The 26,971-nt window shown below is 31.8% G+C and carries 28 protein-coding genes and 4 pseudogenes; 23 read left to right on the plus strand and 9 right to left on the minus strand.

Translation table 11 applies throughout. The features are described from left to right. Positions 1–20: 20 nt before the first annotated feature. Complete coding sequence (locus BAU23_RS11575; protein ID WP_000723970.1) at positions 21–896, plus strand: glycerophosphodiester phosphodiesterase; 876 nt, start codon at positions 21–23, stop codon at positions 894–896. Between the two features lie 146 nt (positions 897–1,042). On the opposite strand, the gene BAU23_RS11580 is transcribed toward BAU23_RS11575, so the two are convergent. Then, positions 1,043–1,510 (minus strand): DUF2306 domain-containing protein, encoded by a 468-nt coding sequence (locus tag BAU23_RS11580; protein WP_000021857.1) that lies wholly within the window; start codon positions 1,508–1,510, stop codon positions 1,043–1,045. A gap of 160 nt (positions 1,511–1,670) precedes the next feature. Between BAU23_RS11580 and BAU23_RS11585 the strand changes: the two genes are divergently transcribed. Then, positions 1,671–2,201 carry a DUF4269 domain-containing protein gene (locus BAU23_RS11585; protein WP_000495204.1) on the plus strand — a complete coding sequence of 177 codons (531 nt, stop codon included), beginning with the start codon at positions 1,671–1,673 and terminating at the stop codon, positions 2,199–2,201. A 45-nt stretch (positions 2,202–2,246) separates the two neighbouring features. Here the strand turns inward: BAU23_RS11585 and pdxR are convergent, their stop codons facing one another. Then, positions 2,247–3,680 carry a MocR-like pyridoxine biosynthesis transcription factor PdxR gene (gene pdxR, locus BAU23_RS11590; RefSeq protein ID WP_000102200.1) on the minus strand — a complete coding sequence of 478 codons (1,434 nt, stop codon included), beginning with the start codon at positions 3,678–3,680 and terminating at the stop codon, positions 2,247–2,249. 156 nt (positions 3,681–3,836) lie between these two features. Here pdxR and BAU23_RS11595 point away from each other — a divergent pair, with 156 nt between their 5' ends. The 16 genes and pseudogenes from BAU23_RS11595 (at position 3,837) to BAU23_RS11665 (ending at position 16,180) form a co-directional block, all read left to right on the plus strand. Further along, complete coding sequence (locus tag BAU23_RS11595) at positions 3,837–4,748, plus strand: DMT family transporter (protein WP_071734484.1); 912 nt, start codon at positions 3,837–3,839, stop codon at positions 4,746–4,748. Between the two features lie 282 nt (positions 4,749–5,030). After that, the gene (locus BAU23_RS11600) at positions 5,031–5,954 is read left to right on the plus strand and encodes a nucleoside hydrolase (RefSeq protein ID WP_000416765.1); all 924 of its coding nucleotides are present in this window, start codon (positions 5,031–5,033) and stop codon (positions 5,952–5,954) included. 77 nt (positions 5,955–6,031) lie between these two features. Then, a complete protein-coding gene (locus BAU23_RS11605) occupies positions 6,032–6,496 on the plus strand; it encodes a GNAT family N-acetyltransferase (protein ID WP_001102666.1) in 465 nt (154 codons plus the stop codon). 261 nt (positions 6,497–6,757) lie between these two features. Continuing rightward, a complete protein-coding gene (locus BAU23_RS11610; protein ID WP_016129557.1) occupies positions 6,758–7,327 on the plus strand; it encodes a DUF4256 domain-containing protein in 570 nt (189 codons plus the stop codon). Positions 7,328–7,551: 224 nt separating this feature from the next. Next, positions 7,552–7,665 (plus strand): annotated as a pseudogene (locus BAU23_RS30570) (cytochrome C biogenesis protein); the annotation flags it as partial. 35 nt (positions 7,666–7,700) lie between these two features. Beyond that, positions 7,701–8,147, plus strand: coding sequence for an NUDIX domain-containing protein (locus BAU23_RS11615; protein ID WP_000836818.1), 447 nt, complete (start codon positions 7,701–7,703; stop codon positions 8,145–8,147). A gap of 199 nt (positions 8,148–8,346) precedes the next feature. Next, complete coding sequence (locus tag BAU23_RS11620) at positions 8,347–8,607, plus strand: heterocycloanthracin/sonorensin family bacteriocin (RefSeq protein ID WP_001001870.1); 261 nt, start codon at positions 8,347–8,349, stop codon at positions 8,605–8,607. A gap of 111 nt (positions 8,608–8,718) precedes the next feature. Next, complete coding sequence (locus tag BAU23_RS11625; protein WP_000280014.1) at positions 8,719–9,747, plus strand: serine hydrolase domain-containing protein; 1,029 nt, start codon at positions 8,719–8,721, stop codon at positions 9,745–9,747. A 31-nt stretch (positions 9,748–9,778) separates the two neighbouring features. Beyond that, positions 9,779–9,922 carry a hypothetical protein gene (locus BAU23_RS30180; protein ID WP_000787556.1) on the plus strand — a complete coding sequence of 48 codons (144 nt, stop codon included), beginning with the start codon at positions 9,779–9,781 and terminating at the stop codon, positions 9,920–9,922. Positions 9,923–10,203: 281 nt separating this feature from the next. Then, positions 10,204–11,412 carry an L-lactate MFS transporter gene (locus BAU23_RS11635; protein WP_000814376.1) on the plus strand — a complete coding sequence of 403 codons (1,209 nt, stop codon included), beginning with the start codon at positions 10,204–10,206 and terminating at the stop codon, positions 11,410–11,412. Between the two features lie 130 nt (positions 11,413–11,542). Next, the gene (locus tag BAU23_RS11640) at positions 11,543–11,959 is read left to right on the plus strand and encodes a GNAT family N-acetyltransferase (protein WP_016129555.1); all 417 of its coding nucleotides are present in this window, start codon (positions 11,543–11,545) and stop codon (positions 11,957–11,959) included. A gap of 186 nt (positions 11,960–12,145) precedes the next feature. After that, on the plus strand, positions 12,146–12,589 hold the full coding sequence (locus BAU23_RS11645; protein WP_000757617.1) for an NUDIX hydrolase: 444 nt from the start codon (positions 12,146–12,148) through the stop codon (positions 12,587–12,589). A gap of 30 nt (positions 12,590–12,619) precedes the next feature. Beyond that, the gene (gene dnaN, locus BAU23_RS11650; RefSeq protein WP_016129553.1) at positions 12,620–13,750 is read left to right on the plus strand and encodes a DNA polymerase III subunit beta; all 1,131 of its coding nucleotides are present in this window, start codon (positions 12,620–12,622) and stop codon (positions 13,748–13,750) included. Between the two features lie 22 nt (positions 13,751–13,772). Further along, positions 13,773–14,309, plus strand: coding sequence for an NUDIX hydrolase (locus tag BAU23_RS11655; RefSeq protein WP_071734485.1), 537 nt, complete (start codon positions 13,773–13,775; stop codon positions 14,307–14,309). Positions 14,310–14,358: 49 nt separating this feature from the next. Next, positions 14,359–15,279, plus strand: coding sequence for a hypothetical protein (locus tag BAU23_RS11660; protein ID WP_071734486.1), 921 nt, complete (start codon positions 14,359–14,361; stop codon positions 15,277–15,279). A gap of 67 nt (positions 15,280–15,346) precedes the next feature. Next, the gene (locus BAU23_RS11665) at positions 15,347–16,180 is read left to right on the plus strand and encodes an alpha/beta fold hydrolase (RefSeq protein WP_016129552.1); all 834 of its coding nucleotides are present in this window, start codon (positions 15,347–15,349) and stop codon (positions 16,178–16,180) included. A 53-nt stretch (positions 16,181–16,233) separates the two neighbouring features. Here the strand turns inward: BAU23_RS11665 and BAU23_RS11670 are convergent, their stop codons facing one another. Continuing rightward, entirely contained in the window at positions 16,234–17,196 is a 963-nt protein-coding gene (locus BAU23_RS11670; RefSeq protein ID WP_000731434.1) for an MBL fold metallo-hydrolase, read from the minus strand. Positions 17,197–17,492: 296 nt separating this feature from the next. Here BAU23_RS11670 and BAU23_RS11675 point away from each other — a divergent pair. From BAU23_RS11675 to BAU23_RS11690, 4 genes and pseudogenes are all read left to right on the plus strand, one after another. Beyond that, positions 17,493–18,446, plus strand: a pseudogene (locus BAU23_RS11675) (LAGLIDADG family homing endonuclease). 153 nt (positions 18,447–18,599) lie between these two features. Further along, the gene (locus BAU23_RS11680; protein WP_071734488.1) at positions 18,600–19,682 is read left to right on the plus strand and encodes a hypothetical protein; all 1,083 of its coding nucleotides are present in this window, start codon (positions 18,600–18,602) and stop codon (positions 19,680–19,682) included. 58 nt (positions 19,683–19,740) lie between these two features. Next, positions 19,741–20,313, plus strand: a complete 573-nt coding sequence (locus BAU23_RS11685) for a histidine phosphatase family protein (protein ID WP_016129548.1) — start codon at positions 19,741–19,743, stop codon at positions 20,311–20,313. 54 nt (positions 20,314–20,367) lie between these two features. Then, positions 20,368–20,763 (plus strand): RidA family protein, encoded by a 396-nt coding sequence (locus BAU23_RS11690; protein WP_016129547.1) that lies wholly within the window; start codon positions 20,368–20,370, stop codon positions 20,761–20,763. Positions 20,764–21,451: 688 nt separating this feature from the next. On the opposite strand, the pseudogene BAU23_RS11695 reads toward BAU23_RS11690, so the two are convergent. The 5 genes and pseudogenes from BAU23_RS11695 to BAU23_RS11720 all read right to left on the minus strand — a co-directional run. Next, a pseudogene (locus tag BAU23_RS11695) lies at positions 21,452–22,150 on the minus strand (YwqG family protein); the annotation flags it as partial. Between the two features lie 78 nt (positions 22,151–22,228). Beyond that, positions 22,229–23,854 (minus strand): annotated as a pseudogene (locus BAU23_RS29040) (DnaJ family domain-containing protein). Between the two features lie 93 nt (positions 23,855–23,947). Then, on the minus strand, positions 23,948–24,313 hold the full coding sequence (locus tag BAU23_RS11710; RefSeq protein WP_016129543.1) for a hypothetical protein: 366 nt from the start codon (positions 24,311–24,313) through the stop codon (positions 23,948–23,950). 270 nt (positions 24,314–24,583) lie between these two features. Continuing rightward, positions 24,584–24,955 carry a YxiJ-like family protein gene (locus BAU23_RS11715; protein ID WP_016129542.1) on the minus strand — a complete coding sequence of 124 codons (372 nt, stop codon included), beginning with the start codon at positions 24,953–24,955 and terminating at the stop codon, positions 24,584–24,586. An 11-nt stretch (positions 24,956–24,966) separates the two neighbouring features. Beyond that, positions 24,967–25,818 (minus strand): patatin-like phospholipase family protein, encoded by an 852-nt coding sequence (locus BAU23_RS11720; RefSeq protein ID WP_000789305.1) that lies wholly within the window; start codon positions 25,816–25,818, stop codon positions 24,967–24,969. Positions 25,819–25,997: 179 nt separating this feature from the next. Between BAU23_RS11720 and BAU23_RS11725 the strand changes: the two genes are divergently transcribed. Continuing rightward, positions 25,998–26,375 carry a PH domain-containing protein gene (locus BAU23_RS11725; protein ID WP_000522461.1) on the plus strand — a complete coding sequence of 126 codons (378 nt, stop codon included), beginning with the start codon at positions 25,998–26,000 and terminating at the stop codon, positions 26,373–26,375. Between the two features lie 121 nt (positions 26,376–26,496). On the opposite strand, the gene BAU23_RS11730 is transcribed toward BAU23_RS11725, so the two are convergent. Continuing rightward, positions 26,497–26,970, minus strand: a complete 474-nt coding sequence (locus BAU23_RS11730) for a GNAT family N-acetyltransferase (protein WP_071734490.1) — start codon at positions 26,968–26,970, stop codon at positions 26,497–26,499. Between the last annotated feature and the right edge of the window lies 1 nt (position 26,971).

Raw genomic sequence — 26,971 nt, forward strand, 5'->3', positions numbered from 1 at the left:
ATAGGAGTAAACATACCGTTATGAAGAAAATATCTATAATTACAATTATCTGTTTCTTTTTTGTAATTAGCACTTTTGTTTTTCAGCAAGTAAATGAACAAAAATATACAAAAGCTATTAATCAATCAAATCATATTAAAAATATTGCGCATAGAGGGGCTTCTGCATATGCACCGGAACATACATTAGAAGCGTATCAATTAGGACAGCAATTAAAAGGTGACTATATAGAAATAGATCTCCAAATGACAAAAGACGGACATTTAGTAGCTATGCATGATGAAACATTAAACCGTACAACAAACGGTACTGGTTTTGTAAAAGATCATACATTAGATGAAATAAAACAACTGAATGCAGGTTCTTTTTTCAATAAAAAGTATCCAAATTTAGCAAAGAAAGAATTTGAAGATGCTAAGGTTCCAACACTAGAAGAAATTATTGAAACGTTTGGACGTAATGCAAACTATTATATTGAAACAAAATCGCCAGATGAATATCCTGGTATGGAAGAAAAGCTATTAGAGATTATAAAGCACTACGAAATAAGTGATAAAGTAATTATTCAATCATTTAGTGAAGAAAGTCTGCGAAAGATTCACAGTTTAAATGACAATATACCGTTAGTACAATTATTATCATATAAAAAAGCAGTTCAATTAACAGACTCAGAAATAGAAAAGTATAAAACATACTGCATTGGCCTAGGCATGAACTACAAATATATTGATGCAGTCTATGTGAAAAAAATAAAGAAACATGGATTAGAAGTTCATCCATTTACAGTAGATAATGAAAAAGATATGGAAAAGTTACTAAAATGGGGTGTAGACGGGATGTTTACTAATTATCCGGATCGTTTGCATTCAGTATTAGATTTGAAAAGTCAAAATTAAAAAGTATTATTCTTAAGGGAGTAATAAATAAAAAAGAATCCAATAAACATATTGGATTCTTTTTTATTTCTATACGCCAAACTTGATATAATACAATATTGATGATTATTTTTCATAAGTTTTGTCAGAAAGTAATCAAAATGTAATTAATTTTTTCTTTGTTTTTTATATTTTTTTGATACACTGACTACGAGCGGAATACCGATTAACGTCGGCAAAAACCAAAACCATATTGGCGGCAGTAAATTTATAATAGGAATATGGATGCCGATATTTACTAAAAGTGCGGTGACGGCACCTATATAAGAACCTAACATACCTCTAATGTGGTGATGGAGCCAATTTTTCCAACGCCTTTTTCTTGCAAGGTATCCATAAATCGCGAATGAATAAGAGAAAATTGCTACATAAAATAAATATGCGATTTTATCCCAGTTTATAATGGATAATATAATTGCAGTAAGGGTGATGACAACATAGGATGCATGATATATTTCACCCCACTCCGTATGTTTTCCTTTCTTCTTTTGAGCAACCATCGCTACAATACCGGTGATTAAGCATATTGTTCCAAATAGTATGTGTATGGTTAAAAGAATGCTGAAAATGCTCATAATAATTCCTCCTTTTTTTATTTTTATAGTATTGCAGTATAGGAGAAAAGTTGAAAAATATAGTTAGTTCGGCTTAATATTTTGAAATAAAGGTACTCTTAGAACAAATTTTTTTAAATTAAGTGAGGCTCGTATTACGTTAAATGAAGGAGAGACTTCTATGTTTACATCTATTACATATTTACAATCGGGGAATAACAAACAACAAAAAATATATGATGTTTTGAATGAGCTAAACATAATGGAGGATTTAGCTTTATATAGCCCAGTTCTTTGCGGGACAATCCCTATAAGAATTGATACTCCTCAATCTGACTTAGATATTGTAATGGAAGTATATAACTTTGATGTTTTTGAGCAGGAAATGAGATCTTTATATGGCTCTTATGAAGGATTCAAAATAAAAAAGAAAAAAATTAAAGGTACTGAATCGATAAAGGTGAATTTTAAATTTGAAGGTTTTGATTTTGAATTATTCGCTCAGCCTAAGCCAGTGCGTAACCAAAATGCATATAGACATATGATAGTAGAGCACATGCTATTAATGCAGCATCCGCATATAAGGGAAGAAATTATTCGCTTAAAAGATCAAGGGCTAAAAACAGAACCGGCTTTTGCTCAAGTATTAAACATTGACGGTGATCCCTATAAAGAACTTATTTTATTAGGACAGGAAATGAGATTATGGTAAAAAAGGCACATAAAAAATCCTCTTTATAAAAAGAGGATTTTTTTATTATGCCATTAACTTACGAATCAAATTACTTACTATAATAATACCTTGAGTAATTTGTTCAGGGGAAGAATACCCATAAGATAAACGTATAAACTGATCTGATTCTTCCTCATAAATACGTCCCGGGTTAATAAGAACTCCCTTTGATTGAGCCTCTGAAAATAGTTTTTTCATCGAAATGTTAGGCACCACCCTTAGCCATATAAAAAATCCACCACTAGGGATATCCCATGTAGTAATGTCAGCGCAGTACGTATTTAGTGCTTGTATCATTATTCGTCTTCGTTCTTTTAGGTGAATCCTTACGTTCGCTACGTGATCCTCATAACCCCCTTTACTTAACCATTCCGTCGCAACTCTTTGAGATAAAGAACTTGATCCATAGTCAGTTTGCATTTTTATATCTGACAATCTCTCGATAACAGGCTCTGGTCCGATGATCCATCCAATTCTAAGTCCTGGGCTAAGTGTTTTAGATAGACTACCGATATATAATACATGTCCATGTTTATCCATCGACTTTAAAGGAGGAGGCGGTAGGTCATCAATCCATAATTCACGGTAAATATCATCTTCAATGATAGGCAATTGTTCTTTTTCACATATTTTTAGTATTTCTTTTCGTCGATCCTCGGACATTAATACACCCGTCGGATTTTGAAAACAAGGAATCGAATATAAAATATTTTTCTTTTGACTATAATTAATTCTTCTTAACAAATCATTAGGGATAATTCCATGTTGATCCATCTGTATTCCAGAAAGGTGAATATTAGCCGATTGAAATACGTGAAGAGAATATAAGTAAGAAGGCCGTTCAAGTAAAACAGTTGACTCTCTATGTAAAAGACCGATTGATATTAATTGTAATGCCTGTAATGCACCAGAGACTATTAATATAGAACTCGGTGATGTATTTATTCCAAATGATTTTACATAATTACTTATTGCTTCACGTAAAGGGAGATATCCTTTTTGTTCTTCATATCCGAAATAATCTAGTTCCTCACATACGTTACGCATAATGAATTGCATAGTTTCTAATGGGAAAAGATGCGGTGCAAGTTCTCCTTTACTAAGATGAATCAATTTTTTATTTGCTTCTGCTTCATTAATCTCTCGGACCATTAGCTTACTTGGCTTATGAATACCAGCTTTTACATATTCACTCCAATCGGGCGGGGGATTGGTAGCTAATAATGACCATGTATTATTTATTACAATTGTTCCCGACCCGATTTGCCCTTGAATTAAACCATCTGCCATAAGTTCTTCTAGTGCAGTTATTACAGTACTACGATTTACATGAAATAATTTCGCTAACTGCCGCTGGCTAGGAAGCTTACTTCCAATCGGCCATTCTCCATATTCAATTTTTCCTTTCATATAGTCTATTATTTGCCGATATTTAGGCAGTTTTTTATCAGTAGACATATTAAAAACTCCCTCATTCATTTTAAAAATGCAAAGTGGTTGGTTTTTTCGAGGAATAACTGGTTGAAGACATTGTATCAACTATTAAATATGATGAAAAGAAATAATTGGTAATTAGAAAATGGCTGGTTTATTGGAGAGGGAGAGAGAGAAAGTATGCATAATAAAAAATGGGATTTTCGTATTGTATGTGCTCACATTTTTACGATTATTATATGGGGAACAGCTTTTCCAGGAATTCGGATGGGGCTTGAAGCTTACACGCCTGAACACCTCACATTGCTACGATTACTAATCGCTTCTTTAATTCTTTTTCTGTTTTCACTTATATACAAATTACGTTTACCTGATTTGAAAGATATTCCAGTAATATTTATATTTGGCGCTCTGGGATTTACGATTTATCATATTGCACTCAACTACGGTGAAAAGAGTGTGAATGCTGTACCTGCTAGTTTCATTGTATCGATAACACCGATATTAACGGCAATTCTTGCTTCTGTTTTTTTGAATGAAAAAATGAAATTTAATGGTTGGATCGGTGGTGTAATTAGTTTGATAGGAATTGCTTTTTTATCATTAAGTCAAGGTGATTCTATTCAATTGAATAGTGGGGTATTACTTATATTATTAGCGGCATTTTCAGAAAGTCTATTTTTCGTTTTCCAAAAGTCTTATTTAAAAAAGTACGGTTTCTTACCATTTACAATATATACAATTTGGTCTGGTACGGTATGTATGCTTATTTTTTTGCCCGGGATTTATGAAGAAATCGTAGCAGCTCCTATAGAAATTACTTTGAGTGTTATATATTTAGGTGTGTTCCCGACAGTACTTCCATATATTGCATTAGCGTATATTACATCCCATTCCGGTGCTTCTGAGGCAACAAGTTCTCTATATTTAACACCAGTTACTGCATGTTTTATTGCTTGGGTATGGTTAGGCGAGGTACCAACCTTTGTTTCGATTGTTGGAGGGATAGTTACTATACTTGGAGTTGTGATTGCTCATTTAACATTTAATAAAGATGATTATAAGCAAATTGAGCGTGAAAAAGTATGGTAAGACATTCTTACGAGTATTTGCAATTTGAATGCAAAATTTCGGATTAATAACAGGCTTTCAATTCAATAAATATAGTGAAAAAGATTTATATTAAAATCAGCTAGTCCAATATTTGTACGAGATTTAATTAAACTGTTAGATCATTTATCTGCAAAAGAACTAGCATAATGCTAGTTCTTTTTATCAATACATTACTCACCATTAATATTTGCTTAGAATTGTATAGATTTAAATTTTTTCCACATATACATAATTATCTTACCTATGAAAGGAGTGCATTTCTTGGAGAAGGTTTTATTTTTTGGAGACCCAGGTATTGATGATTCGTTTGCAATTATGTATGGCTTACTGCATCCTGAAATTGAAATTGTTGGTATCGTAACTGGATATGGAAATGTTGAACATATACATGCCGCTCATAATGCCGCATATATTTTGCAGTTAGCAAACAGACTAGATATTCCTGTAATTAGCGGAGCAACAAAACCACTTACAAATGAAATTACAACGTATTACCCTGAAATTCATGGACCAGAAGGATTAGGACCCATACATGTACCGGAAAGTGTGTTATCCATTCCGATATACAATTTTGGTAGTATTGCTTCGATTCTTGTAAAGTATGGAGAAGATCTAACAATTGTCGATGTAGGAAGATCTACCTCGTTAGCAATTGCGTTTAATTTATGGAACGACTTGATGTTAAATGTAAAAGGAATTTATTTTATGGGTGGTGTCTTTTTAGAAGCAGGGAATGTTACTCCATTAGCAGAGGCAAACGTGTACGGAGATCCTATAGCAAGTCAAATTGTATTTCAGCAAGCGAAAAATATAACGTTATTCCCTTTAAATGTAACAAATAAAACGGTTTTAACCCCAAGTGTATTTACTTATATTTTAGCTAATACAAAAAATCCATTTAAACCGATTATGAAACCCATGTACGATTATTATTTATCAGCATACCAAAAGCTCAATCCATCTATTGAAGGACCATTATTACACGATGTACTTGCTATAAGCGGTTTGGTGAATCCTACTTTTTTAAATTACACATCCCGAAAAGTGACTGTGGATATATGCGGTGAAACGAAGGGACAAACTTTTGCTGATTTTCGCCCACACTCTAAATCTGAAGGGGCTCGTATAGCGTTACAATTAGATGAGGAAAAATTTATTCAGGATTTTATGAAAATCATGTTATAAGTTGATGTCGAAAAAGGGAATCATTTCACTCCGTTGAATATAAAAGATAAATTCTCTTTTTAAAGGAGCTTAAAATAGTGAACGTCCAATTAAAAATTGTTACGAGAGAAAATTGGGAAGATGCATTAAAGTTACAAGTTAAAGAAAATCAAATGCAATTTGTTCCGGCAGTGGCAGTATCACTTGCTAAAGTATACATAAAACCAGATGGTGAAAATGTCGAATATATTCCATTCGCTATATATGATGGTGACCTTATAGTCGGTTTTATTATGCATGCTTTTGTACGTGAGTCAACAGATATGTATTGGATTAACGGATTTATCGTTGATGAAAAAGAGCAAGGAAAAGGATATGGAAAAGCTGCATTACAGGAAATCATTAACTTAATAAAAAATAACTTTAAAGAGTGTGAGGAAATTAGATTAACTGTTCATAAAGATAATATTTCTGCAAAGAAACTATATGAATGTTATGGTTTTAAACCGTTAGGAAATGTATATGACGGTGAGGAAGTATATCGCTTATTGTTGTTGAAATAAAGATGTACTGTTTTGAATAAAGTTACATCTTGTATTTATAGTGAACAGGCAAAGAACATCTAGAATTGAAAGATCGATTAAGAAACTGTTTGGAAACAATAAGTTGTTCCGTTAAAGGGTCAAATTGCGGAGAATTGGTTGTACCAATTCATATAAATTATCACAAATTGAATTCACGCAATTATTTTAACATTTTATTATAAAACAGTATTTATATATACTTAAACTATCATTAATAAAAACATCAATGGAGGAACTAATATGAAAGAGAGCAATAAAAAAGAGTTGTCACTAGAGCAACGTGAAGAATTACTACAAACATTGAAAGATCGTTTTGAGAATAATATGAACCGTCATAAAGGTTTAGAATGGGCTAATGTTCAAGAAAGGCTGAATGCTAATACTGAAAAATTGTGGTCGCTTAATGAAATGGAAAGAACTGGTGGAGAACCTGATGTTGTAGATTTTGATAAAGAAAAAAGCGAATACATTTTTTATGATTGTTCAGCAGAAAGTCCTAAAGGTCGTAGAAGTGTTTGTTATGACCTTGAAGCGCTAGAATCAAGAAAGAAACATAAACCAGAAAATAACGCTATTGATATGGCAACTAGTATGGGCATTGAACTATTAACGGAAGAAGAATATCGGGCGTTGCAAAATCTCGGGAATTTCGATTTAAAGACATCGAGTTGGGTGCAAACACCTTCTGATATTAGAGAACTTGGAGGTGCCCTTTTTTGCGATTATCGCTTTGGACACGTCTTTGTGTATCACAATGGGGCAGAATCTTACTATGCCGCAAGAGGCTTTCGTGGTTCGTTAAGAGTCTAAAATTTGTACAGGCAGGTAAATTTGAAGTAGAGAATAGATTTGCTTATGGAATAGTAGTGATTGCATACTTTAGCTACGGCTTCGATTTTGAGGCCGCAAAGAATAGGGCTAATCGAACCTTATTGTAAAAGAATGAATCAACTAAAAATAGCAAGAGTATGTTTCGATGATTTATTTTCATAAACATACTCTTTTTTAGAATCGTTTATCAAAAATATTAGTTTCAATTAAATTGTAAACTAGAAGATGTAAAATGTTATCTTCTAGTTATTAATAATGTTCATCCATATGAAGCACCTATGATTAATATTATCCCGCTTTTAAATGACAATTTTTGAGCAAGTATAAAGTGAATGATTAGGAGGAATACAAAATGAAAAGTAAATTCCATCATATTGTACGAGCTATCATGATAAAAGATGAAAAATTACTAGTTGCTGAATACATAGGACATCACTATTTTTTACCCGGAGGCCATGTTGAAATTGGGGAATCAGCAGAGAATGCACTAATAAGAGAGTTACGCGAAGAACTTGGAGTAACTTGCAGTATAAAACAATTTTTAGGTGTCATAGAAAATAAATGGCAAGCTAAAGAAACCCTCCACCATGAAATTAACCACATTTTTGAAATAGATTCAAATGAGTTGAAATCAGATTTTACTCCAATATCTAAAGAGTCCCATTTAGTATTTCACTGGATTGATTTTACTAAAGAAAATATAAACTCCTATACAATAATGCCGACACCTTCAGTAAAAGAATTACTAGAAAGAAAATTAAGTGATGAACTATTAACTTGCTGGATTAGTAACTTTTAGTTATCTCTATTTATATTAATTCCGTCCACTAAAAGAATGTAAAGAAAATAGGCTCATGAACAAGGTACATCACCTAGTGTAAAGTCATATTTTGTTGATGTACGCATTTAGTCTATAGCCTTATTTCTACTTTATTTTTAAAAGGAAATAAACTTAAAGATATGGACGGAATTTACATTTGTAAATGGAGGGTTTCATAATGAATGAGTTTCAACAAGAACTACAAGCGTTAAACCTTAATGCTTATCAACCTGGTAATGTTGTGTATTGGGATCAGCAACAAAATCAATATCCATATTATTACATCCAAGACGATGCACGTCGTTGTGGCGGATGCGGTGGACGTTGTGGTGGCTGTGGTGGTCGCTGTGGTGGTTGTGGCGGCGGACGTTGCGGTGGTTGTGTAGGTTGTGTTGGTTGTTTCAGCTGTTCTAATTGCTGGAACTGGTGGATTATTTAAGTACAGAATAATATTTCACATGAAAGAAAAGTGTAAATACCAGTTTATGTTGTGTTAACGCTTTTCTTTCATGCTATCATTTTTTCGTTTTCATTTTAGGGGGAAATTTATTTGTACAAATATGAGAAATTAATTTCATGGGTAGAAAATATTAAAGAAACAAATCAAAGTTCTGCGGCTGCACTTTGTATTATGAAAGATAATAAAATTGTACTAGAGCACTATAGTGGAAAGCATTCAAATTCTCCTATTAGTAAAAAAGTAAACATATCTTCACAGTTCAATGTCGCTTCCGCAAGAAAAAGCTATTTAGGATTAATGGTAGCTTATGCAGTTTATGAGGGGAAAATAAAATCTCTTGATGACGAGGTAGTAAATTATTTAAAAAAACATGATCCTTCATTACTCGGTAAGACAACGATAAGACACTTAGTAACTCATTCACACGGTTTAAATGAAACCGATGAGGGGACAGTTTTTCGTGAATTTGAGCCGGGACAAGCTTGGGCGTACAGAGATATTAATGTAAGAATGGTAACGCAGCTTATTTATCAGCTGTATAATAAGAGTTTTCCTGAATTATTAAAGGAGCGTGTATTCCTACCTGCCAACTTCAATGAAACTAGATGGAGAATTGAGCATGATGAAAATTTAGTTAAGGTTATTGTAAATCCAAATGAAGATGCTGTAGAAAGTGTCGGTGCAGTAGATGACGGATCCGAGAAAAATTTATTTGTCTCTGCGAGAGAATTTGCATACTGGGGGAACCTGCATTTAAATAACGGGTACTTAAATGGTAAACAAATTGTGCCAAAAGAAGTTATAGAACTTGCTACAAGCATACAAAGTCCAGCGTATAAAAATAAAGAACTACCTCAAAACGGGTTGTTTTGGTTCGTTCAAAATGAACCTGCTTTACTTAGCGAACTTGGTGAGCGAGTTCCGAAAGGTTCCTATCAAATATTAGGAATTACAGGACCCACGATATTAGTCATTCCAGAATATAATGTCGTCGTTGCTAAAATGTACAATAAAAGATACAACTATGGTGGAGACAATTATTTATATTATTTACGTGAATTTAGCAATTTAGTCGCTGATGCATTTAGTAGCAGTATAAATAATACGATTAGGGCATAACTACTCCTATAATAAAAAGGAGTGAACAATAATGAAAAATGAAGTGAATAAAAATAAAAAACAAAACATAAAGGATGTAAACACAGAACAAAATGCGATTTATAGCGATCCGAAAGATGCAGCAAATATGCAAACTGTACCGCAACCGAAAGACTTCGAGGAAGTTGAATATTAATTTTCTCTCCGACTTATTTATGAAAGAAAAATACGTCTTAAGTCTCATCACTTTCAGCAAATTATTTGATAACATATATACATAAGCATTTGAAAATGTCTTATCTTAACAAAGCTTTCTTTAAATACATCCGTATATAACCTACAAAAAGGCACTTCTTGATGAAGTGTCTTTTTGTGTAAACTAACTTAATTTCCATTTTCCGTACGGTATCGTGCAATTTATCATGGATATACTAATTGTGAAAATTCATGTCATGATAAAAGAAGGGGACAGTTAGTATGAAACAATCATCTATAAATCCGTTGCTAATTGTTCTAGGTACAATCATTGTTCAAATTGGCCTAGGTACAATTTACACATGGAGTTTATTTAACCAACCCCTTGTAAGTAAGTTTGGATGGAACCTCAATTCAGTCGCGATTACTTTCGCAATTACGAGTTTTTCTTTATCATTCTCAACTCTATTTGCAGGAAAGCTACAACAAAAATTTGGACTCCGTAAACTTATCGCTACTGCAGGAATTGTTTTAGGACTCGGTTTAATACTTAGTTCACAAGTTTCCTCATTACCATTACTTTATTTATTAGCTGGTGTTGTCGTCGGATATGCTGATGGAACAGCATATATTACCTCACTATCTAATTTAATTAAATGGTTTCCAAACCGTAAAGGACTTATTTCTGGTATATCTGTTTCGGCATATGGAATGGGAAGCTTAATCTTTAGATATATAAACGGAAATCTTATCAACAGTCTTGGGGTATCACAAGCATTTTTATATTGGGGTATTATCGTCTTACTATTAGTATTGATAGGATCATTCTTCTTACGTGAAGCAATTGTAAGTAACACTACGGCTGAAACATTACACAATGATTATACGCCGCGTGAAATGATGAAAACGAAACAAGTATATCTCTTATTTTTCATGTTATTCACATCATGTATGGGCGGACTGTATTTAATCGGTATGGTAAAAGACATCGGTGTGCAGCTCGTTGGTCTTAGTGCAGCGACTGCCGCAAATGCCGTCGCAATGATCGCAATCTTTAATACAATAGGTAGAATTATTCTTGGAACGTTATCAGATAAAATAGGCCGATTAAAAATTGTCTCTGCTACATTTATTATTATTGGATTATCCGTCTTCACTTTAAGTTTTATTCCACTAAATTATGGGATTTATTTTGCTTGTGTAGCAAGTGTTGCCTTTTGCTTTGGTGGTAATATCACTATATTCCCAGCCATTGTCGGGGATTTCTTCGGATTAAAAAACCATAGTACAAACTACGGGATTGTTTACCAAGGTTTCGGATTTGGTGCGCTTGCAGGATCATTCATTGGAGCACTACTTGGCGGATTTCAACCAACCTTCATTACAATCGGTGTTTTAAGTATTATCTCCTTCATTATTTCTATATTAATTCGTCCACCGAATGCAGAGAAGAAAAAGGAAATAAAACATTTACATCGAAAAATAGCTTAATTCAAAAAAGGGTCCTAATGTCAGGGCTCTTTTTTATTACGCTAACTTTGCTTCTTTACTAACTCATTAAAGACAGGACAATATCATTATAAAATTGAATAGATAAGTAAAAAGGAGCGTGATACTTAAAATGAAAATAGCGCAGCAGTGGGTACAAGAAGATAGTGATTACATAAGAGAGAAAGTAATTGAATATAACCAAAAACATCTTTCAAATGAGGAAAAAACACCTTCAGAAAAGGTAAGTTTTATAGTAAGGAATGAAAAAGAAGAAATAATCGGAGGGGTAACAGCTATAACATTTTGGCATCAGTTGCATATTGACTTTCTGTGGGTGTCTGAAGAATATAGACACGAAGGCTATGGTAGCAAATTAATGAAACTTATTGAAGAATTTGCAATCGAAAAAGAATGTCGACTGATAAAATTAGACACTTTTAGTTTTCAGGCTCCAAACTTTTATAAAAAACATGGATATAAAGTGATCGGAGTCAGTAAAGATCATCCTAAAGGACATCATCACTACTATTTAGAAAAAAGGTTGTAAAAAACATATTAAATTTATAGTTGCTATCGCTTAGTATCTTTTAACCGAATCGATTTTTAACATTTAGAGGGCATGTTTTGATTATTCTTTTTCAAAGCACGTTCTTTTTCTTTTTTGTGAATAAAAATAATTTAATGGTAGAATGAAATAAAGACAGAAAATTCGTATCATTAAAGGGGATTAAACATGAAAAAGGTGAATGTTACATACGCGCTTTTATACGATGAAACTCACGAAAAGCTCTTAATGGTTAAAAACAAAGGGAAAAATGGCTCTTATTACACTTTACCAGGTGGAGCAGTAAAATTAGGTGAAACGTTAGAAGAGGCAGCAATTCGTGAAGTGAAAGAAGAAACCGGACTAGATATATATGTAAATGGGGTTTGTTCCATTAGTGAAGCGTTGTTTGAGGAAAGGGGACATCATGCAATCTTCTTTAATTTTTTAGGAGAAATAATCGGAGGGGAAATCTGTATATCACGACCAAAAGAAATTGAAGAAATTATCTGGATGGAATTACATAAAGCAGAACCTTATTTACGTATACCAGAACACTTAAAAGGCCTTTTACAAAAGAAAGAAACAATACCTTATATTTTTAATGGAACTATTATTCATCAATCTTCATAAATATATTATTACATTTAAGGCGGGGGAAAAATGGAGTTTATCGTTAATCATAAACAATTTACACAAGCTCTTTCAGAAGTAAGTAAAGCTATCTCAACAAAAAATTTAATTCCTATATTATCTGGAATAAAAATAACAGCAAATCCATCCGGAATTACTTTAATCGCAAGTAATTCGAATATTTTCATTGAAAAATTTATACCTAGTTCAATTGAAGGTGTACAAATTACAACTATTGTAAAAGCAGGAAGTATTGTCGTACCAGCGAAATATTTCATTGAAATTATTAAGAAAATGCCAAGTGATATTTTAATAAAAAGCATGAATGAGCAATTGATTACAATTCAATCAGATGAAATTACTTTAAACTTAAATGGATTCTCGGCGAACGAATTTCCAAATGTACCATTTATAGACGAACATGCAGAAATACAAGTAGAAACGGAACAGTTGATTGAAGTATTCAAACAAACTGTCTTTGCAGCTGCTAAAAATGAATCTAGACCCGTTCTTACTGGCGTACATTTTGTTATTGATCATAACAAATTAATTTGTGCTGCTACTGATTCGCATAGACTGGCTTTACGTGAAATACCCATTTCTTCACATGCGAAATTAAATTGTATTGTACCAAGTTCCACTATTAGTGAACTACTAAAATTAATGAACAGTAATTCAAATGTAGTATACATATATCTTTCAGAGAGTCACATTATTTTTAAATTTGGTACAATTACGTTGTATTCAAGGCTTATTGAAGGTAAATATCCTAATATATCCGGCCTAATTCCAAATGAATCCCAAACGGTTATTAATATAGATAGAAAACAGATTTTACAAGGTGTAGATCGGTCAAGTTTATTAGCTAGTGAATGGGCAAACAACAACGTTAACTTAGAAATCATCGACGAATCCACAATACAAATCTCTTCTAATGCTTCTCAGATTGGTAAAATATCCGAGACACAACAAATAGATACTATTCTCGGTGAAAAGCAATTAAATATATCTTTTGATGGACGATATATGGTCGATACTTTAAAAGCAATAAAAGAAGATAGAGTTACTTTAAGTTTTGGTGGTTCCATGAGGCCGATAGTAATTGAAGCAGGTGAACAATCTGCAGCAGTATATTTAATATCACCTGTTAGAACTTATTAAGAAGAAAGGAATGAATTAAAAAATGTACAAGCATACTTTATGTTTTATAAAAAGAAATGAAGAAATACTTATGCTAAATAGAGAATATGATCCTGTAAAAGGATTATGGAACGGTGTAGGAGGGAAGATAGAAAAAGGAGAAACACCGTTAGAAAATGCAATTCGTGAAATAAAAGAAGAAACAAATATAGATGTGGAACAAAATCAAATTCAATTTAAAGGCATTATTAAATGGGAGGATTCCTCATATTCTGGTGGCATATATGTCTATCTAGTTGAGCTACTTAATGAATTTACATATCACACTCCAAAAAAAGTCTCAGAAGGAATTCTAGATTGGAAAGAGGTATCTTGGATTCTAAGTGACTATAATTACGGCGTAGGAGAGATGATACCTAAATTTTTAACTGAAGTACTTTATAATGAATTAATATTAGAGCACTCTTTCGTTTTATCAAATCATAAATTAGTAGAGTATAAGAATAAAGAATTAGCTAAGCAGAGCAGCCCAATAGATTCAATACATAAATTAGTGTACGCAGTAACAGAAAACAGCTAATGTAATCGAAGTGAAACTAAAGATAAAATTTAACGTGAGGGTGAGTATTATGAAGAAAATAATCGCTTTACTCTTAGGTATCGTTCTAATTATTTTTGCTTTTTTTCATTACAATAAAGAAAGTTTAGTTCAAAATGATAAATTGTTTGTTGAGGACTTTAAAGGTAAAAATGATTCATATAAAATTCAAGCAGCCATTAATAAAGCAGAATCAAGTAAAATTAAAACGGTTTTGCTCGATGATAAAAAATATAAAATTACTTCACCAATCATCGTTAAGCAAGGTGTTAAATTATTATTCGGTTATGGTACACAGTTTGTTGTTGAGGGAAACTTTAGGGTATTGGAACTAGAAAAAAATGCTTCGATTGAAGGAGCGTACATAGCTATTGATGATCCTAAATTTAATTCTGAAGTTATATATTTAGATGGTAAAAATAAGTATTATAACACTTGGAACAAAACACAAATAAAAGATATAAATATTATAAATTGGGCCGAAACAAATAAAGGAACAGGAATTTCTTTATTCACTGGTGAAAAAGAAAATGAAATCTCATTTATTAACTTCGAAAACATTAAAGTAGCAGGAATGGAAACAGGGTTAAAATTAGTAGCGAAAAAACCGAAATCTGGACATGCTTGGATAAATGCCAACCGTTTTATGAACTTCTCTCTAGAGGATTGTGTGAATATGATTTATATGGATAGTAATTTAACTACGCCAAATGAGATTAGCGGGAATCAATTTACAAATCTACAAATACAACCGTCAAGTAAAACAAAAAACATTTTAAGGGTAAGTGGACAGCATAACGAATTCAATGGAATGGTGTGGGATTTACAGAAAATTAATCACGAAAACGAACTCATTGAACTAACTGATAAGAGCATGAACACAGTAATTGAAATGTCCAGTGTACCAACAAATAGATTTTTAGATAGCGGAAAAGCTAATATAGTAAAGTAATATTTTTATTTATGAATTCACTTCTAAGAAGCAGTTAGAAATAAAAATTCTAGACAGGAGATTCAATATGTGGAAAACAAATATTATCAAAACTACTAGAGGCAAGTTCGAGTATTTTGTGAAGGGAGAAGGTCCGCCTTTATGCGTTACACATATGTATAGCGAGTATAACGATAATGGAAATACTTTTGCAAACCCGTTCACTGATTTTTATAGTGTATATTTAGTTAATTTAAAGGGTTGTGGCAATTCAGATTTAGCAAATAACGATTCCGAATATAGTATGACGGAAACTGTTAAAGATTTAGAAGCGATTCGGGAAGCTTTATATATTAATAAATGGGGGGTTGCTGGTCATTCGACAGGAGGGATGTTAGCTCTTGTATATGCGACTGAAGCACAAGAAAGTTTAACGAAAATAATTGTTGGTGGCGCGGCAGCGAGTATGGAATATGCATCTCATAAAGATAGTATATACTGTAGTGAAAATGAAAATTTTAATAGAATCGTATCAATTATGAATGCATTAAATGATGATAGTACATTACAAGAAGAAAGAAAAGCATTAAGTAGAGAGTGGGCACTTATGTCTTTTTATTCTGGAGAGAAGCTTGAAGAGGCATTAAAATTTCCGAATAGCGGAAAGACAGTTGGCAATCGGTTAAATTATTTTAGACAAGTTGAATATAAAAACTATGATGTTCGTCAGAAACTTGAATACGTAAAAATCCCAAGCTTTATATACTGTGGTAAGCATGATGCACAATGCCCCTACATATTTTCTCGTGAAATAGCAAATTTAATCCCGAACGCAGTATTAACTAAATTTGAAGAAAGTAATCATAATCCATTTGTTGAAGAAATAGACAAGTTTAATCAGTTTGTAAACAATACTTTATAATAAATAAAAGCGAATCTTTCTTCTATACAAGGGAGATTCGCTTTTTACTATAATTAGACTTTTCGCCACCAAGCATACCTAGGATAATCTTCAGATTTTAACGTAATAGATTCACCAATTTGTGGCGTTGTAATTTTAACTCCTAAACGTTCGGCTTCTTTCGTAACACGTTCTACTGGGTCACTCCATTCGTGTAAAGCTAACGTAAAAGCACCCCAATGAATCGGAAGAAGTAATTCTCCTTTAACATCAATATGAGCTTGTACCGTTTCTTCAGGCAACATATGAATAGCAGACCATCTCGCATCATATTGTCCACATTCCATTAAAGTAAGATCAAACGGACCGTATTTATTACCAATCTCCTTAAAGTGCGAAGCATAACCACTATCACCACTAAAGAAAATTTTAGTCCCTTGACCAAGAATAAGCCATGAACACCATAATGAACAATCTCTATCTGTCATACCACGTCCAGAGAAATGCCTTGCAGGCGCACAAACTAACTTAATATTATCAAGCATAATTTCGTCCCACCAATTATGCTCACTAATTTTACTAGGTGAAACACCCCATTTAATAAGATAACGCGCAACTCCAGTCGGAACATAAAAGTGCTTTGCACGATCTTTTAACTGCATAATACTTTTGTAATTCAAATGATCATAGTGATTATGCGAAATGATAATCGCATCAATTTCCTGAAGATCTTCACGTTCTAAAGAAAAAGCACCACTATAACGTTTACTATTAAAAACAGGGAATGGGGAAGAGGCATCGCCAAACATAGGATCTAACAACAGTTTTTTACCTTCTATTTTTAAAAGAGAAGCAGAGTGACCAAACCATGTAACACTCTCTAAAGACTCATTATCTTTATTCGATAATACAATAGGTAAATTCTTTATAGGACGCAGCTTTGTTTTTATTTTAAAGTAATCAGACATTAAACCTATAATATCTTTTGGTTTAAAACTTACATCAGTATGAATTTGATTTATATATTTCTTTTTCATTCGTTCTCCTTTTTACGTTTAACAATATACGTATGTTGTTATTGTTGCTAATTGTAGTTTAAACTATATCATTTTACCTTTCATCTTAAATGCAGTACATTTCATTAATTTGACATATTTATTATTTGTATTTATAAAATGAATTTCATTTAGCAGCAGCTAAAACTAATATGAAGTAAATGTAAATTGTTTTAATTTAGTAAATCCCTTCTTATACGCAACAAAGAACATATGTTTCGTTATATGTTATAGAAGCAAATATGTCTCTAAATAATAAAAGGAAGGAGAATTTGTAAATGCAAGCAGAAAGAAATAAGAAGTCAAAATGTAAACTATCAAAATCTGAAATAATGCAGCTTTATGCAGAAGGGGAGAGTACCTCAGAAATCGCGATGCTTGCTAATGTGTCTGCAAGGTATATTCGTATGGTTCTAACAGACAACAACGTTCCAAGGCGAGCTATAGGGAGCTGGAAGAGAAAGTATGGCATAATAGAAGATTATTTTAAAACATGGTCAAATAACATGGCTTATATATTAGGGTTTATAGCAGCAGATGGTGTCATACAAAAAGAAAATCAATGTGTCAGTATATCACAAAAAGAAAGTTACATTCTAGAAGATATAAAAATAGAATTAAACACCAACCAGCCACTTTATCAAAATAAAAAAACAGGCGTATATATGCTAAACATTAATAGCAAAACAATAAAAGATGACCTTATGAACATACACGGAATCATGCCATGTAAATCATTTAACATTGAATTTCCTTTTGTACCAGAAGAATATTTACATCATTTTATTCGTGGGTATTTTGATGGGGATGGTTACGTCAATTATGAAACTTATACAGTCAGTTTTGTAGGTGGATCATATAATTTTATGAATTCTTTAAATCAAATACTACAAAATCACAATTTACCAGCTTTATCCGGAAGAAAATCAATACAACTATTTTCAAATTGGATTTATAAAGACAAAGATATTTATTTGCATAGAAAATATGAAGTATTTTAGAAAGAAAGTCTAAGTTTAGACCAATTACAAGATCGAAAACTAAAACAAACTGCCGTTAAACAAAGAAAACGAAATTTCCTTAAAGAATATATGAAAACTAAATGTAATGCTACAGCTTGTTCTAATTTAGAAATAAGTGAATCAACTTTTAAACGTTGGTTAAAAAATGATAATCAATTTAACAGAGAGTTTGAAAAGAGTAATTTGATAAATCCAACTAGCGATAACTAAATATAACACTCTAGAAAACCTTAGTATAGGTATTAACATAGCCATACTAAGGTTTTTAATTTGAAATCATTAAAGGATTCTTATTTTTATTTATAGAACATAGTAAATACATAGATTTTACAATTAAATTACTAAAAAAGGAGGGATTTTAAAATGCTTGCTAATTATATTCCGGAGAAAATACTTAAAACAACTTATGAGACAAAAATGATTTCATCAGGTGACAATTATCCAACTTTAAAAATAAGCGGAACAAACCTTCAATATTTACTTGTAATGCTCCATCATGGAATTGAGTCAAATACTATAAAAACGAAGCTAAATTGGACGAACGAAGAATTCGAAAAACAAATACATGCATTAGAACTAGAAGGTTTATTGAAAAAGATAGGAGAGAGTTACTATCCAACGTGTATGGTTATAACAGCTACTGAAGGAGAAAAACTTTATAACCTATGTGAGCCTCTAATTAAACCTACACTTAACATAATTGAAAAGTATTCTAATCAAATTGATGCTATGACTAAAAGAATCGAGACATTTAATCATTTATCTAAAGAATCGTATAGTCTTTTACTTTATAGCGGTGTGTTATTAGATTCTGGACAAATAATTAACATTGAAGAAAACTATTTAGAAACAGAACGGCCTTTGAGAAACAATAAAAGATATTATTATGCGATTCTAGAACAAGAACAAACAGACAAAGAGGCCTTTGGAATGTATGGTAATACGTATTTGGATTTAGGGGAATATCAAATTGGTCTTTATGGAAACACTCGATATACAACTTTGAATTTAATAACTGCGAATAAAGAAACGTTTGAAGAATATTTTCACGATGCTATTATCGATATTAATTATACGAAAAAGCAATTAGTTGAAAATTTTGTAGCAGTAGATAGACAAGTAGACTTAAATTTAAATGTATTATACGAAGAATTAGGCTTATATAAAAATTCACAACCTGTTATCCCAGTGTTTACAGCCGCAGACTTATCTATACTTAACGAAATCGCGAACACGGTCAGTGAAGATTTGATTTTATTATGTAAAGAAAATGAGAAGCCTTTAAAAGAATACTTTGCAAGCAGCAGATACTCAAAAGAAATAACTTACGAAGAATTTTTTATTTGGTGGTATCACTTTTTCTATACAAAAGTAACTGAAGAATTAATTAAACACGGCGTAATTAAAATCAGTTCCCAAAAGGATCAGTCATATATAATGTATTAATGTATTAAACTATACGTATAGAATTTAAACTTCACATATGTAGCAGGAGGATATATGTATGACTGTTTTATGCTTAGTTAGACACGGGGAAACTGAATGGAATGCTATTGGAAAGCTCCAAGGCCACGAGAATATTGAGCTAAATAAAAACGGTAAACAACAAGCCGAAAGATGCGGTTTGTATTTGCGTGAAAAACAATGGGATATAATTATTTCTAGCCCTTTATCAAGAGCTAAGCAAACAGCTGAAATCATAAATACGTACATGTTAACATCAGTAAACATAATTGAAATGGAGAATTTTATAGAACGTGATTATGGCATGGCTTCAGGATTAACGACAGAAGAGCGGACGAAAATGTTTCCAAAACGTAATTATAAAAATCAAGAACCAAGAGAACTACTAAAAGCAAGAATTATAACCGGTTTAAATATAATCCTGAAAAAATACCCAGATAGTAATGTTATTTTAGTTACTCATAGTGCCGTTATAAACACAATTCTTGCTCTTATATCAAATAATGAAATTGGATCAGGAAAAACAAAACTTTTTACGGCCTGTATAAGTAGCATTTATTATCATCAAGAACAATGGAAAATACGTGAGTATAACAAAATTGACCATTTATAAACAAATAATAAAAATAAATATACAGAAAATACGATATTGAAGGAGAGAAGAGCCATGCAAAAGAAATTTATCAATCCAGAAACAATGCCAGCAACTTTTGGATACTCACATGTAGTTGAAGTTAGTGACGCTAAACGAACAATTTACATATCTGGACAAGTAGCGATCAATACCGATGGTCAAATAGTTGGCATTGATGATTTAGCTACACAAACGCGACAAGTATTCGAAAATATTAAAAGCGCATTAGAAACTTCGGAATTAAATTTTAATGATGTAGTAAAATTAACATTTTTCTTAACAGATATTTCTCAAATGGCCATTGTTAGAGATGTTCGAGATCAATACATTGATACTAAAAATCCACCAGCAAGTTCAGCTGTAGAAGTTAGAAAATTAATTAACGATAACTTATTAATTGAAATCGAAGCAATTGCTGTAGCAAACTAATTTTAAAAACTTATTCGTAATCATATCAATACAATTCGTTTAATGCATTCATTTTAAACGAATTGTATTTTTTATTGTCTTAAATATCATTTATATCTGGAGACATTATCATCAACAACTTATAAAACAACAACAAAACAAATAACCACACAAATCCATCACACAGAATGAATCCAAAGAAAAGGGGAGTCTAACAACTTCAATTAACATATAATAAGTTTATTACTTTTTCTAGTTAACATAATATATATTATAGGCAGTTATAGAGACAAAGTAATCTCAGGTATCAAAAACCAAGTAAACTATACTTAATGAGACGAAACAGAGATTTTTAGTGAGATTCACACAAAATCTTATCTAAACGGATTTCTACAGTTTTTATCATTTATTTCGCAATAAATCCATCTCAGCAAATCTTAATTGATTATTGTTTAAGATTTAACGAATTGAAATCATTTTTGATTGGCAAGAATTTTTTATGCGAAATATTTTTTGCTATATAAAATACAAATTAATAATTTTATTTTATATGTTACTTTATAAAATTATTGCTATTTACACATGTTTACAACTTTACATTATTTGTTGTTATTTCTGTTATTTACGCTTGACTTTTATTGCACTTATCGTTTCAACTCTTAGTTAACATAACGTTTATTTTTTAACATAAAAAAATCTCCCTCACCTTTGTATCGATTTGCAGCAATAATATATTATGTTGCTGGTACTTTTCTTCCCATTCCCTTGGATCTGTCTGTGTGAAAAATGGATAACCACCAATTTTATGTCCTTGATCTTTACATAAATCATCATACAGTTCGCCTAATTCTATGTTGTTTTCTTCATCAACGATTTCTTCCCAATCAATGTCATCGCTTATAATCTTTTCAAATCGATAATCTCTTAATGTTACTGGTTGATAACCCACTTCAAACTTTAGTTTCGCTGCTTCAGGTATGATAAAGTCATCTAATTCTAAAGTGTTTAAATAACTAAAATCAGTAATAACCTTATTTAAATCTTCTATAATTGTAGAATGATAAATAAGTCGAAAGTCATTTTGTCTTGTTAGATGATCAAAATCTGCTCCGAAAAGCTCATCATCAGCACTTACGAAAAATTGTAACATTCCCTTTTGAGGCATATATTCAACATGCGGCATTTCTTCAAAGTTTAACTGCGCAAGTAACATCATAGGTTTTCCATTTGAGTCTTTAGGATGCTCTTGGTTTATAGGTAAATACGGATAACCACCAAATTTGCTCTCAAAAAGAGTTGTCTCTGCTTTCGTTCCAGACACTTCAATATACGGTTTCACACTTTCTTCTAAAATACTACGATACTGCTCTAGTTCTTTCGGAATTTGAAGTTGATACGTATTCTTCATCACATTTTCCTCCCTTTAAAAGTGAATTAAAAATGCCTTACTTAATTATATAGCAAGAGATAGATTTATTGAAAATCGTTAAAAATCCGTTTTCACCCTTGTTTTTTGCGCACTTGGTGGACAAATTAAATTATGTTCTGAAACCTTTTTATTAATAATTCGAATTAAATTCGCTGCTTCTGCGCTATTTGTTGTTTCTTTTAGAGTTTCTTTTAGAACATCGATTTCCTTTGAAAGTTCAATCCATTTAGGCAAAACATGATTATTTTTCAAAGTTCTATAAAGTTGTTTTTCTGGATTGTACGAAAGTTCTTTATCTAGGTTTAGAGGTTTCCCTTTACCAGGTAAATCATTAAAAACCCCTTTCTTTTCTGCTTGCTTTATGATTGAGCTAATATGGTCTTCATAAGTAAATGACCAAACCTTTTCATCTTTAACTAAAATTTCTTGTTTTTTAAGGTTTTTATCTAGTTCATCTTGATTCATAGATTCATTCCCCTTTTCATTTTTTAGCGTTGTTTTTGTATGTTTCAATGTTATCAATCCATCAAATAACTTTTCTCGCCACCACACGCTGTCATGTCCACCTCGAAACTCTTCGTAAGTAGATTTGTACCCTTTTCCTTTTAAAGCTTTGTACAGGTGCCTATTAGCCGTTAAAAGAGGTTTGTTTTCGAGTTCTCCTTTTGCTATGTAAAAATGAGGTTGACTCGTATTGGAATCTATAGTTGAAATTTGATTTTCAATCCAAGGAATTTTATTTTCATAACCATCTTTTTTCCAATGAACGGATCCAGACATTGACAACACGTTCCCGAAAATGTGTGGATTTTGAACTGCTACATAACAAGCTGCTAAGCCACCAAGACTGAAACCGGCAATTGTTGTATGTTTCGCTTCTTGATGCACACGATACTTCGACTGAATCCATGGAAGTAATTCCTCCGTTAAAAATGCATTCATTTTATCGTTATAAGTTAGCTCTTCTAGCCGATTAACTGGTTCTATAGCAACAGCAATACAAGTTGGGATTTCTTTTGCGTGAATTAAATAATTGAGTGTTCTTTCGATTGAAAGGTTATTAATGAATGAATTCCCATCAAATACAATGAGAAGTTCTTGAAGATGTGAAGAGTGAGAATAATCATGAGGCGTATAAATATGAATTTTACGTGTGTTATTTAAAATCGTACTATGAAAAGAATATGTTTCAATTTTTCCGGATGGATAATGGTTTGAATGAAAACGACTGCTATACTGCACTTCCATTCCTATGTTTAACACAGACGCTTTATTGGCACCTTCTCCAAATGTATTTTCATTAAATTGGTCTAGTTGGTACTGTTCACTACGCTTTATCCAATCATTTTCGAAAACATCGTTTACTGAAAAATAGTACGTTGAAATAAAACTCTTATCCGTCCTAAACGTTGCATACCAAATATCTGTCTGTAACAATCGTTTTAATTGATTTACAGACAGATCTCAACCAGGAAAACTTCCGAATACATAAACGTTTTCAGTGTTTAGGTCCCCTAACCAAATATACGTTATAAGCTTATACTGACTATCTACAGGACACTGTTCTATTAGTGGCGTATTATTCGACTTTATTTCATGCAAAAAAGTATAAAAAGCTTTCTCGCTTCCATTCTTTAATTGATTATTAAGCTCCTCTAACTTAGGACTAATTATTGAAGTCACCCATCTTCCTCCTTTGTATTTCTTTCTTTTCACTAAATTGCTTTTATAAAATTAGGATTAGGATGTTTTGTATTTAGATGAGTTATTTATGAGCTATTTATTAGAAAGTTTATCAATTGCCTGAATAGAAAGTTCCAACGCTTTTATCCGTCTTGTTAAAAGTGTTTTTTGAGGACTACCAGCTTTAGACTTATCATAGGCCCTCTCGATTGATGGAAGCAAACCAGCAAGGACATTACGAGCTTCTGCTAACTCTTCTTGACTATATTGATGACTTTCTTGATTCCAAATGTTTTCTAGCACTGCTAACCCTACGCAAACAGCATTAAGTCTTTTTTTCACTAATGTAGTATTTGCACCTTTTTGAGTCATTTGTGATAGTGCATTTTCAAGTTTACGGATTGTTGACTGTAAAGATTTTATTGATTCCAATTTATCTATATTTGATACGTTTTCCATGTTAATGTTGTCCCTTCGCAATTATTTTGTTTAATGTTTGATAAAATAAGTACTTGATTTCACTCGAAATATTTTAACATAATTAACTAAATATATTCGAGTTGGACAATAAATTAAAGGAAAACGCTCACTAAACATCTCTCCCTCCCTTGCATCATTCTATATGTACTTCTTTCTTCGTATTAGAATCCCTATATAAACAAGGTATTAAAATTGTATTTTTTATGAACATAAAAACGCACAAGCAATGTAACTTGTACGTTTTTATTTTTATTCAGTAAGATAATACAGTAATAGTTTCCGGACCTTCTCATAATTCATGAAATCTCTATATAAAATGGGATACTTCACAATTTCTGTTTCTATAAAACGATATTGCGGAAACCATTCATAAAATGATTTCCTTAGCCACTTTATTTGATCAAACACAATCTCCTTTTCGTTGTTATTAAGTACGTAACTTAAAGTACCTGTTGTATGCATCCAATAATAATTTAAATCAGCGTTTATACAGTCCTCATCTGTAAATTTACTTTTTAAGTCTCGTTGCAATTTTCCTGTAGCACGATACGGAAACGGTTTATGCAGCGAGCTATGCATTTTCTGCAATTCATTAAAAATAATCTTTTTTCCTAATATCAACTTCTCCCCCTTTATTTCTCTATCCAACTTAATAATTTTTCATAATGATATTGAGCATCTGTATAGCCAAGGTTATATAGATTAACTAGTTTTTCTTTATTTCTTTCTATTCCGCTTATAGGAAGTTGTACGCTAGGTTGAATGACATAAAAGTTGTCTTTTTGTTCTATTTGATTCATATACGATATCGTCTCATTATAAAAACGATAATGTTCTACTAAAGATTCTGCGATATTCGGATATTTTCTATATAAAATTTTAGCCAGGCCTGAAAATTTGTTTCGCTGCTTCTCATACCCTCCTGGCTTTGTCATAATAACGACGTTCTTTTGATAACCATCAGTTTGAGCTTTTAAAACTGGTATAGGATCTATAATCCCTCCATCTAACAATTTTCGATTATCATAATCTACAGCAGGCGCTATAAATGGGACAGAGCTTGATGCACGAATGATTTTTAAAATATCATTTCCGTGTTCTATTTTATTGTAATAAACTGCTTTTCCTGAATCGCAATCAGTCGTTCCTATTACAAACTGTTCATTTGAGTTTAAGAAAGTTTGAAAATCAAATGGGACAATTTTGTTTGGTACTTCATCAAATAAAAAATCCATTCCAAATAATTCACGTTTTCTAATTAAGTTTCGATAAGATATATACCTGTGATCTGCTACTAGCTCTGTATTTACTTTCTTATTTCTTCCTTTTTGACGTGATAAATAGGTTGCGCCCATACACGCTCCAGCGGATACACCGACTACATACGGAAAGAATAAGTCCCTTTCCATAAAATACTCGAGTACTCCTGCAGTATATAATCCTTTCATCCCGCCGCCTTCTAATACTAAACCGATATTCTTCATGCTTAATCCCTCTACTTCTGTTTTCTTACTTACATGTTAGCACAAGATTTTAGGATGAGGTTATATAAAATAGTTGCAATAATAACAAAAAACTATTAAAGCAATGTCATAAACTCTTAGTCATTCGCGTGGTACAATATAAGAAACTCATTCCACATATTATAAAGGAGGAATTTCTTATGGGTTTATTTAGTGGTATTTTAGGAAACGCATCAAATGCGAGTACAGAAAGTGTAGAACGTGATTTAGAGAAGATTATGCTAGACGATGAGAAAGTTGAGCATGCTTATAAATTAATTCGTGATTTAATTGTATTTACAAATCGCCGTCTTATTTTAGTAGATAAACAGGGGATATCAGGTAAAAAAACAGAGTATCATTCTATTCCTTATAAAAGCATTACACAATTCAGCATTGAAACAGCCGGGCATTTTGATTTAGACGCTGAGCTTAAAATTTGGATATCTAGTTTGAGTACGCCGATTACAAAAGAATTTAAAGGTGACGATAGTGTTTTAAGCATTCAAAAAGCGTTAGTAACATATACGACAAAATAACGCACTTTTGTATTTTTATTCACTTTCAAAATTACTAACCCGAACATTTTGGAAGAATATACATTATTTTTGTATATTTAATCTCAAATAACATAAAAAGGTAAAGCATTTTTTAAATGCTTTACCTTTCTTTTTTGTAATAAATAAGTGTAGTTTTATCATTTAATTTCTTTATTACTTTTGTTCTTTTATAACCCATCTTTTCGTATAGAAAACAATTTCGTTCTTCCTCTAAAATCGTAGCAAGTTCAAAACTCCGTGCTTCTGGAAACATCTCTTCAATTAAAATAAGTACCTTCTGAGCGAGTCCTTTCCCTTGATAGTTTGGATGAATAAACATTGGACTGATCCAAAATTTATAAGGTATTTCCTTTTGGGATATACCTATCGCCCCCACAAGGTTTGAATCTATTATCATCTTATAAAAGTTACTGCCGGGATTATTTATCCTTAAAATAGTTTTTTCTATAGATTCATTTGCTGGATTTGTTTCATAGTCATTATATTTATTTAATAAAGGGCTAAATGAGTCTATTTGCATTTGAAATAAAACTTCTGCATCATTTTCTGTCGCCTTCTCTAAAGTAATCTCCATG

It is taken from the genome of Bacillus nitratireducens (genome assembly GCF_001884135.1).
GTDB lineage: Bacteria > Bacillota > Bacilli > Bacillales > Bacillaceae_G > Bacillus_A > Bacillus_A nitratireducens.

What these genes read in the sequence shown, in the direction of transcription:
- BAU23_RS11575 (WP_000723970.1), top strand. Translation starts at nt 21, where the DNA reads ATGAAGAAAATATCTATAATTACAATTATCTGTTTCTTTTTTGTAATT.
- BAU23_RS11580 (WP_000021857.1), bottom strand. Translation starts at nt 1,510, where the DNA reads ATGAGCATTTTCAGCATTCTTTTAACCATACACATACTATTTGGAACA.
- BAU23_RS11585 (WP_000495204.1), top strand. Translation starts at nt 1,671, where the DNA reads ATGTTTACATCTATTACATATTTACAATCGGGGAATAACAAACAACAA.
- pdxR (WP_000102200.1), bottom strand. Translation starts at nt 3,680, where the DNA reads ATGTCTACTGATAAAAAACTGCCTAAATATCGGCAAATAATAGACTAT.
- BAU23_RS11595 (WP_071734484.1), top strand. Translation starts at nt 3,837, where the DNA reads ATGCATAATAAAAAATGGGATTTTCGTATTGTATGTGCTCACATTTTT.
- BAU23_RS11610 (WP_016129557.1), top strand. Translation starts at nt 6,758, where the DNA reads ATGAAAGAGAGCAATAAAAAAGAGTTGTCACTAGAGCAACGTGAAGAA.
- BAU23_RS11615 (WP_000836818.1), top strand. Translation starts at nt 7,701, where the DNA reads ATGAAAAGTAAATTCCATCATATTGTACGAGCTATCATGATAAAAGAT.
- BAU23_RS11620 (WP_001001870.1), top strand. Translation starts at nt 8,347, where the DNA reads ATGAATGAGTTTCAACAAGAACTACAAGCGTTAAACCTTAATGCTTAT.
- BAU23_RS30180 (WP_000787556.1), top strand. Translation starts at nt 9,779, where the DNA reads ATGAAAAATGAAGTGAATAAAAATAAAAAACAAAACATAAAGGATGTA.
- BAU23_RS11635 (WP_000814376.1), top strand. Translation starts at nt 10,204, where the DNA reads ATGAAACAATCATCTATAAATCCGTTGCTAATTGTTCTAGGTACAATC.
- BAU23_RS11640 (WP_016129555.1), top strand. Translation starts at nt 11,543, where the DNA reads ATGAAAATAGCGCAGCAGTGGGTACAAGAAGATAGTGATTACATAAGA.
- BAU23_RS11645 (WP_000757617.1), top strand. Translation starts at nt 12,146, where the DNA reads ATGAAAAAGGTGAATGTTACATACGCGCTTTTATACGATGAAACTCAC.
- dnaN (WP_016129553.1), top strand. Translation starts at nt 12,620, where the DNA reads ATGGAGTTTATCGTTAATCATAAACAATTTACACAAGCTCTTTCAGAA.
- BAU23_RS11655 (WP_071734485.1), top strand. Translation starts at nt 13,773, where the DNA reads ATGTACAAGCATACTTTATGTTTTATAAAAAGAAATGAAGAAATACTT.
- BAU23_RS11660 (WP_071734486.1), top strand. Translation starts at nt 14,359, where the DNA reads ATGAAGAAAATAATCGCTTTACTCTTAGGTATCGTTCTAATTATTTTT.
- BAU23_RS11665 (WP_016129552.1), top strand. Translation starts at nt 15,347, where the DNA reads ATGTGGAAAACAAATATTATCAAAACTACTAGAGGCAAGTTCGAGTAT.
- BAU23_RS11670 (WP_000731434.1), bottom strand. Translation starts at nt 17,196, where the DNA reads ATGAAAAAGAAATATATAAATCAAATTCATACTGATGTAAGTTTTAAA.
- BAU23_RS11680 (WP_071734488.1), top strand. Translation starts at nt 18,600, where the DNA reads ATGCTTGCTAATTATATTCCGGAGAAAATACTTAAAACAACTTATGAG.
- BAU23_RS11685 (WP_016129548.1), top strand. Translation starts at nt 19,741, where the DNA reads ATGACTGTTTTATGCTTAGTTAGACACGGGGAAACTGAATGGAATGCT.
- BAU23_RS11690 (WP_016129547.1), top strand. Translation starts at nt 20,368, where the DNA reads ATGCAAAAGAAATTTATCAATCCAGAAACAATGCCAGCAACTTTTGGA.
- BAU23_RS11710 (WP_016129543.1), bottom strand. Translation starts at nt 24,313, where the DNA reads ATGGAAAACGTATCAAATATAGATAAATTGGAATCAATAAAATCTTTA.
- BAU23_RS11720 (WP_000789305.1), bottom strand. Translation starts at nt 25,818, where the DNA reads ATGAAGAATATCGGTTTAGTATTAGAAGGCGGCGGGATGAAAGGATTA.
- BAU23_RS11725 (WP_000522461.1), top strand. Translation starts at nt 25,998, where the DNA reads ATGGGTTTATTTAGTGGTATTTTAGGAAACGCATCAAATGCGAGTACA.
- BAU23_RS11730 (WP_071734490.1), bottom strand. Translation starts at nt 26,970, where the DNA reads ATGGAGATTACTTTAGAGAAGGCGACAGAAAATGATGCAGAAGTTTTA.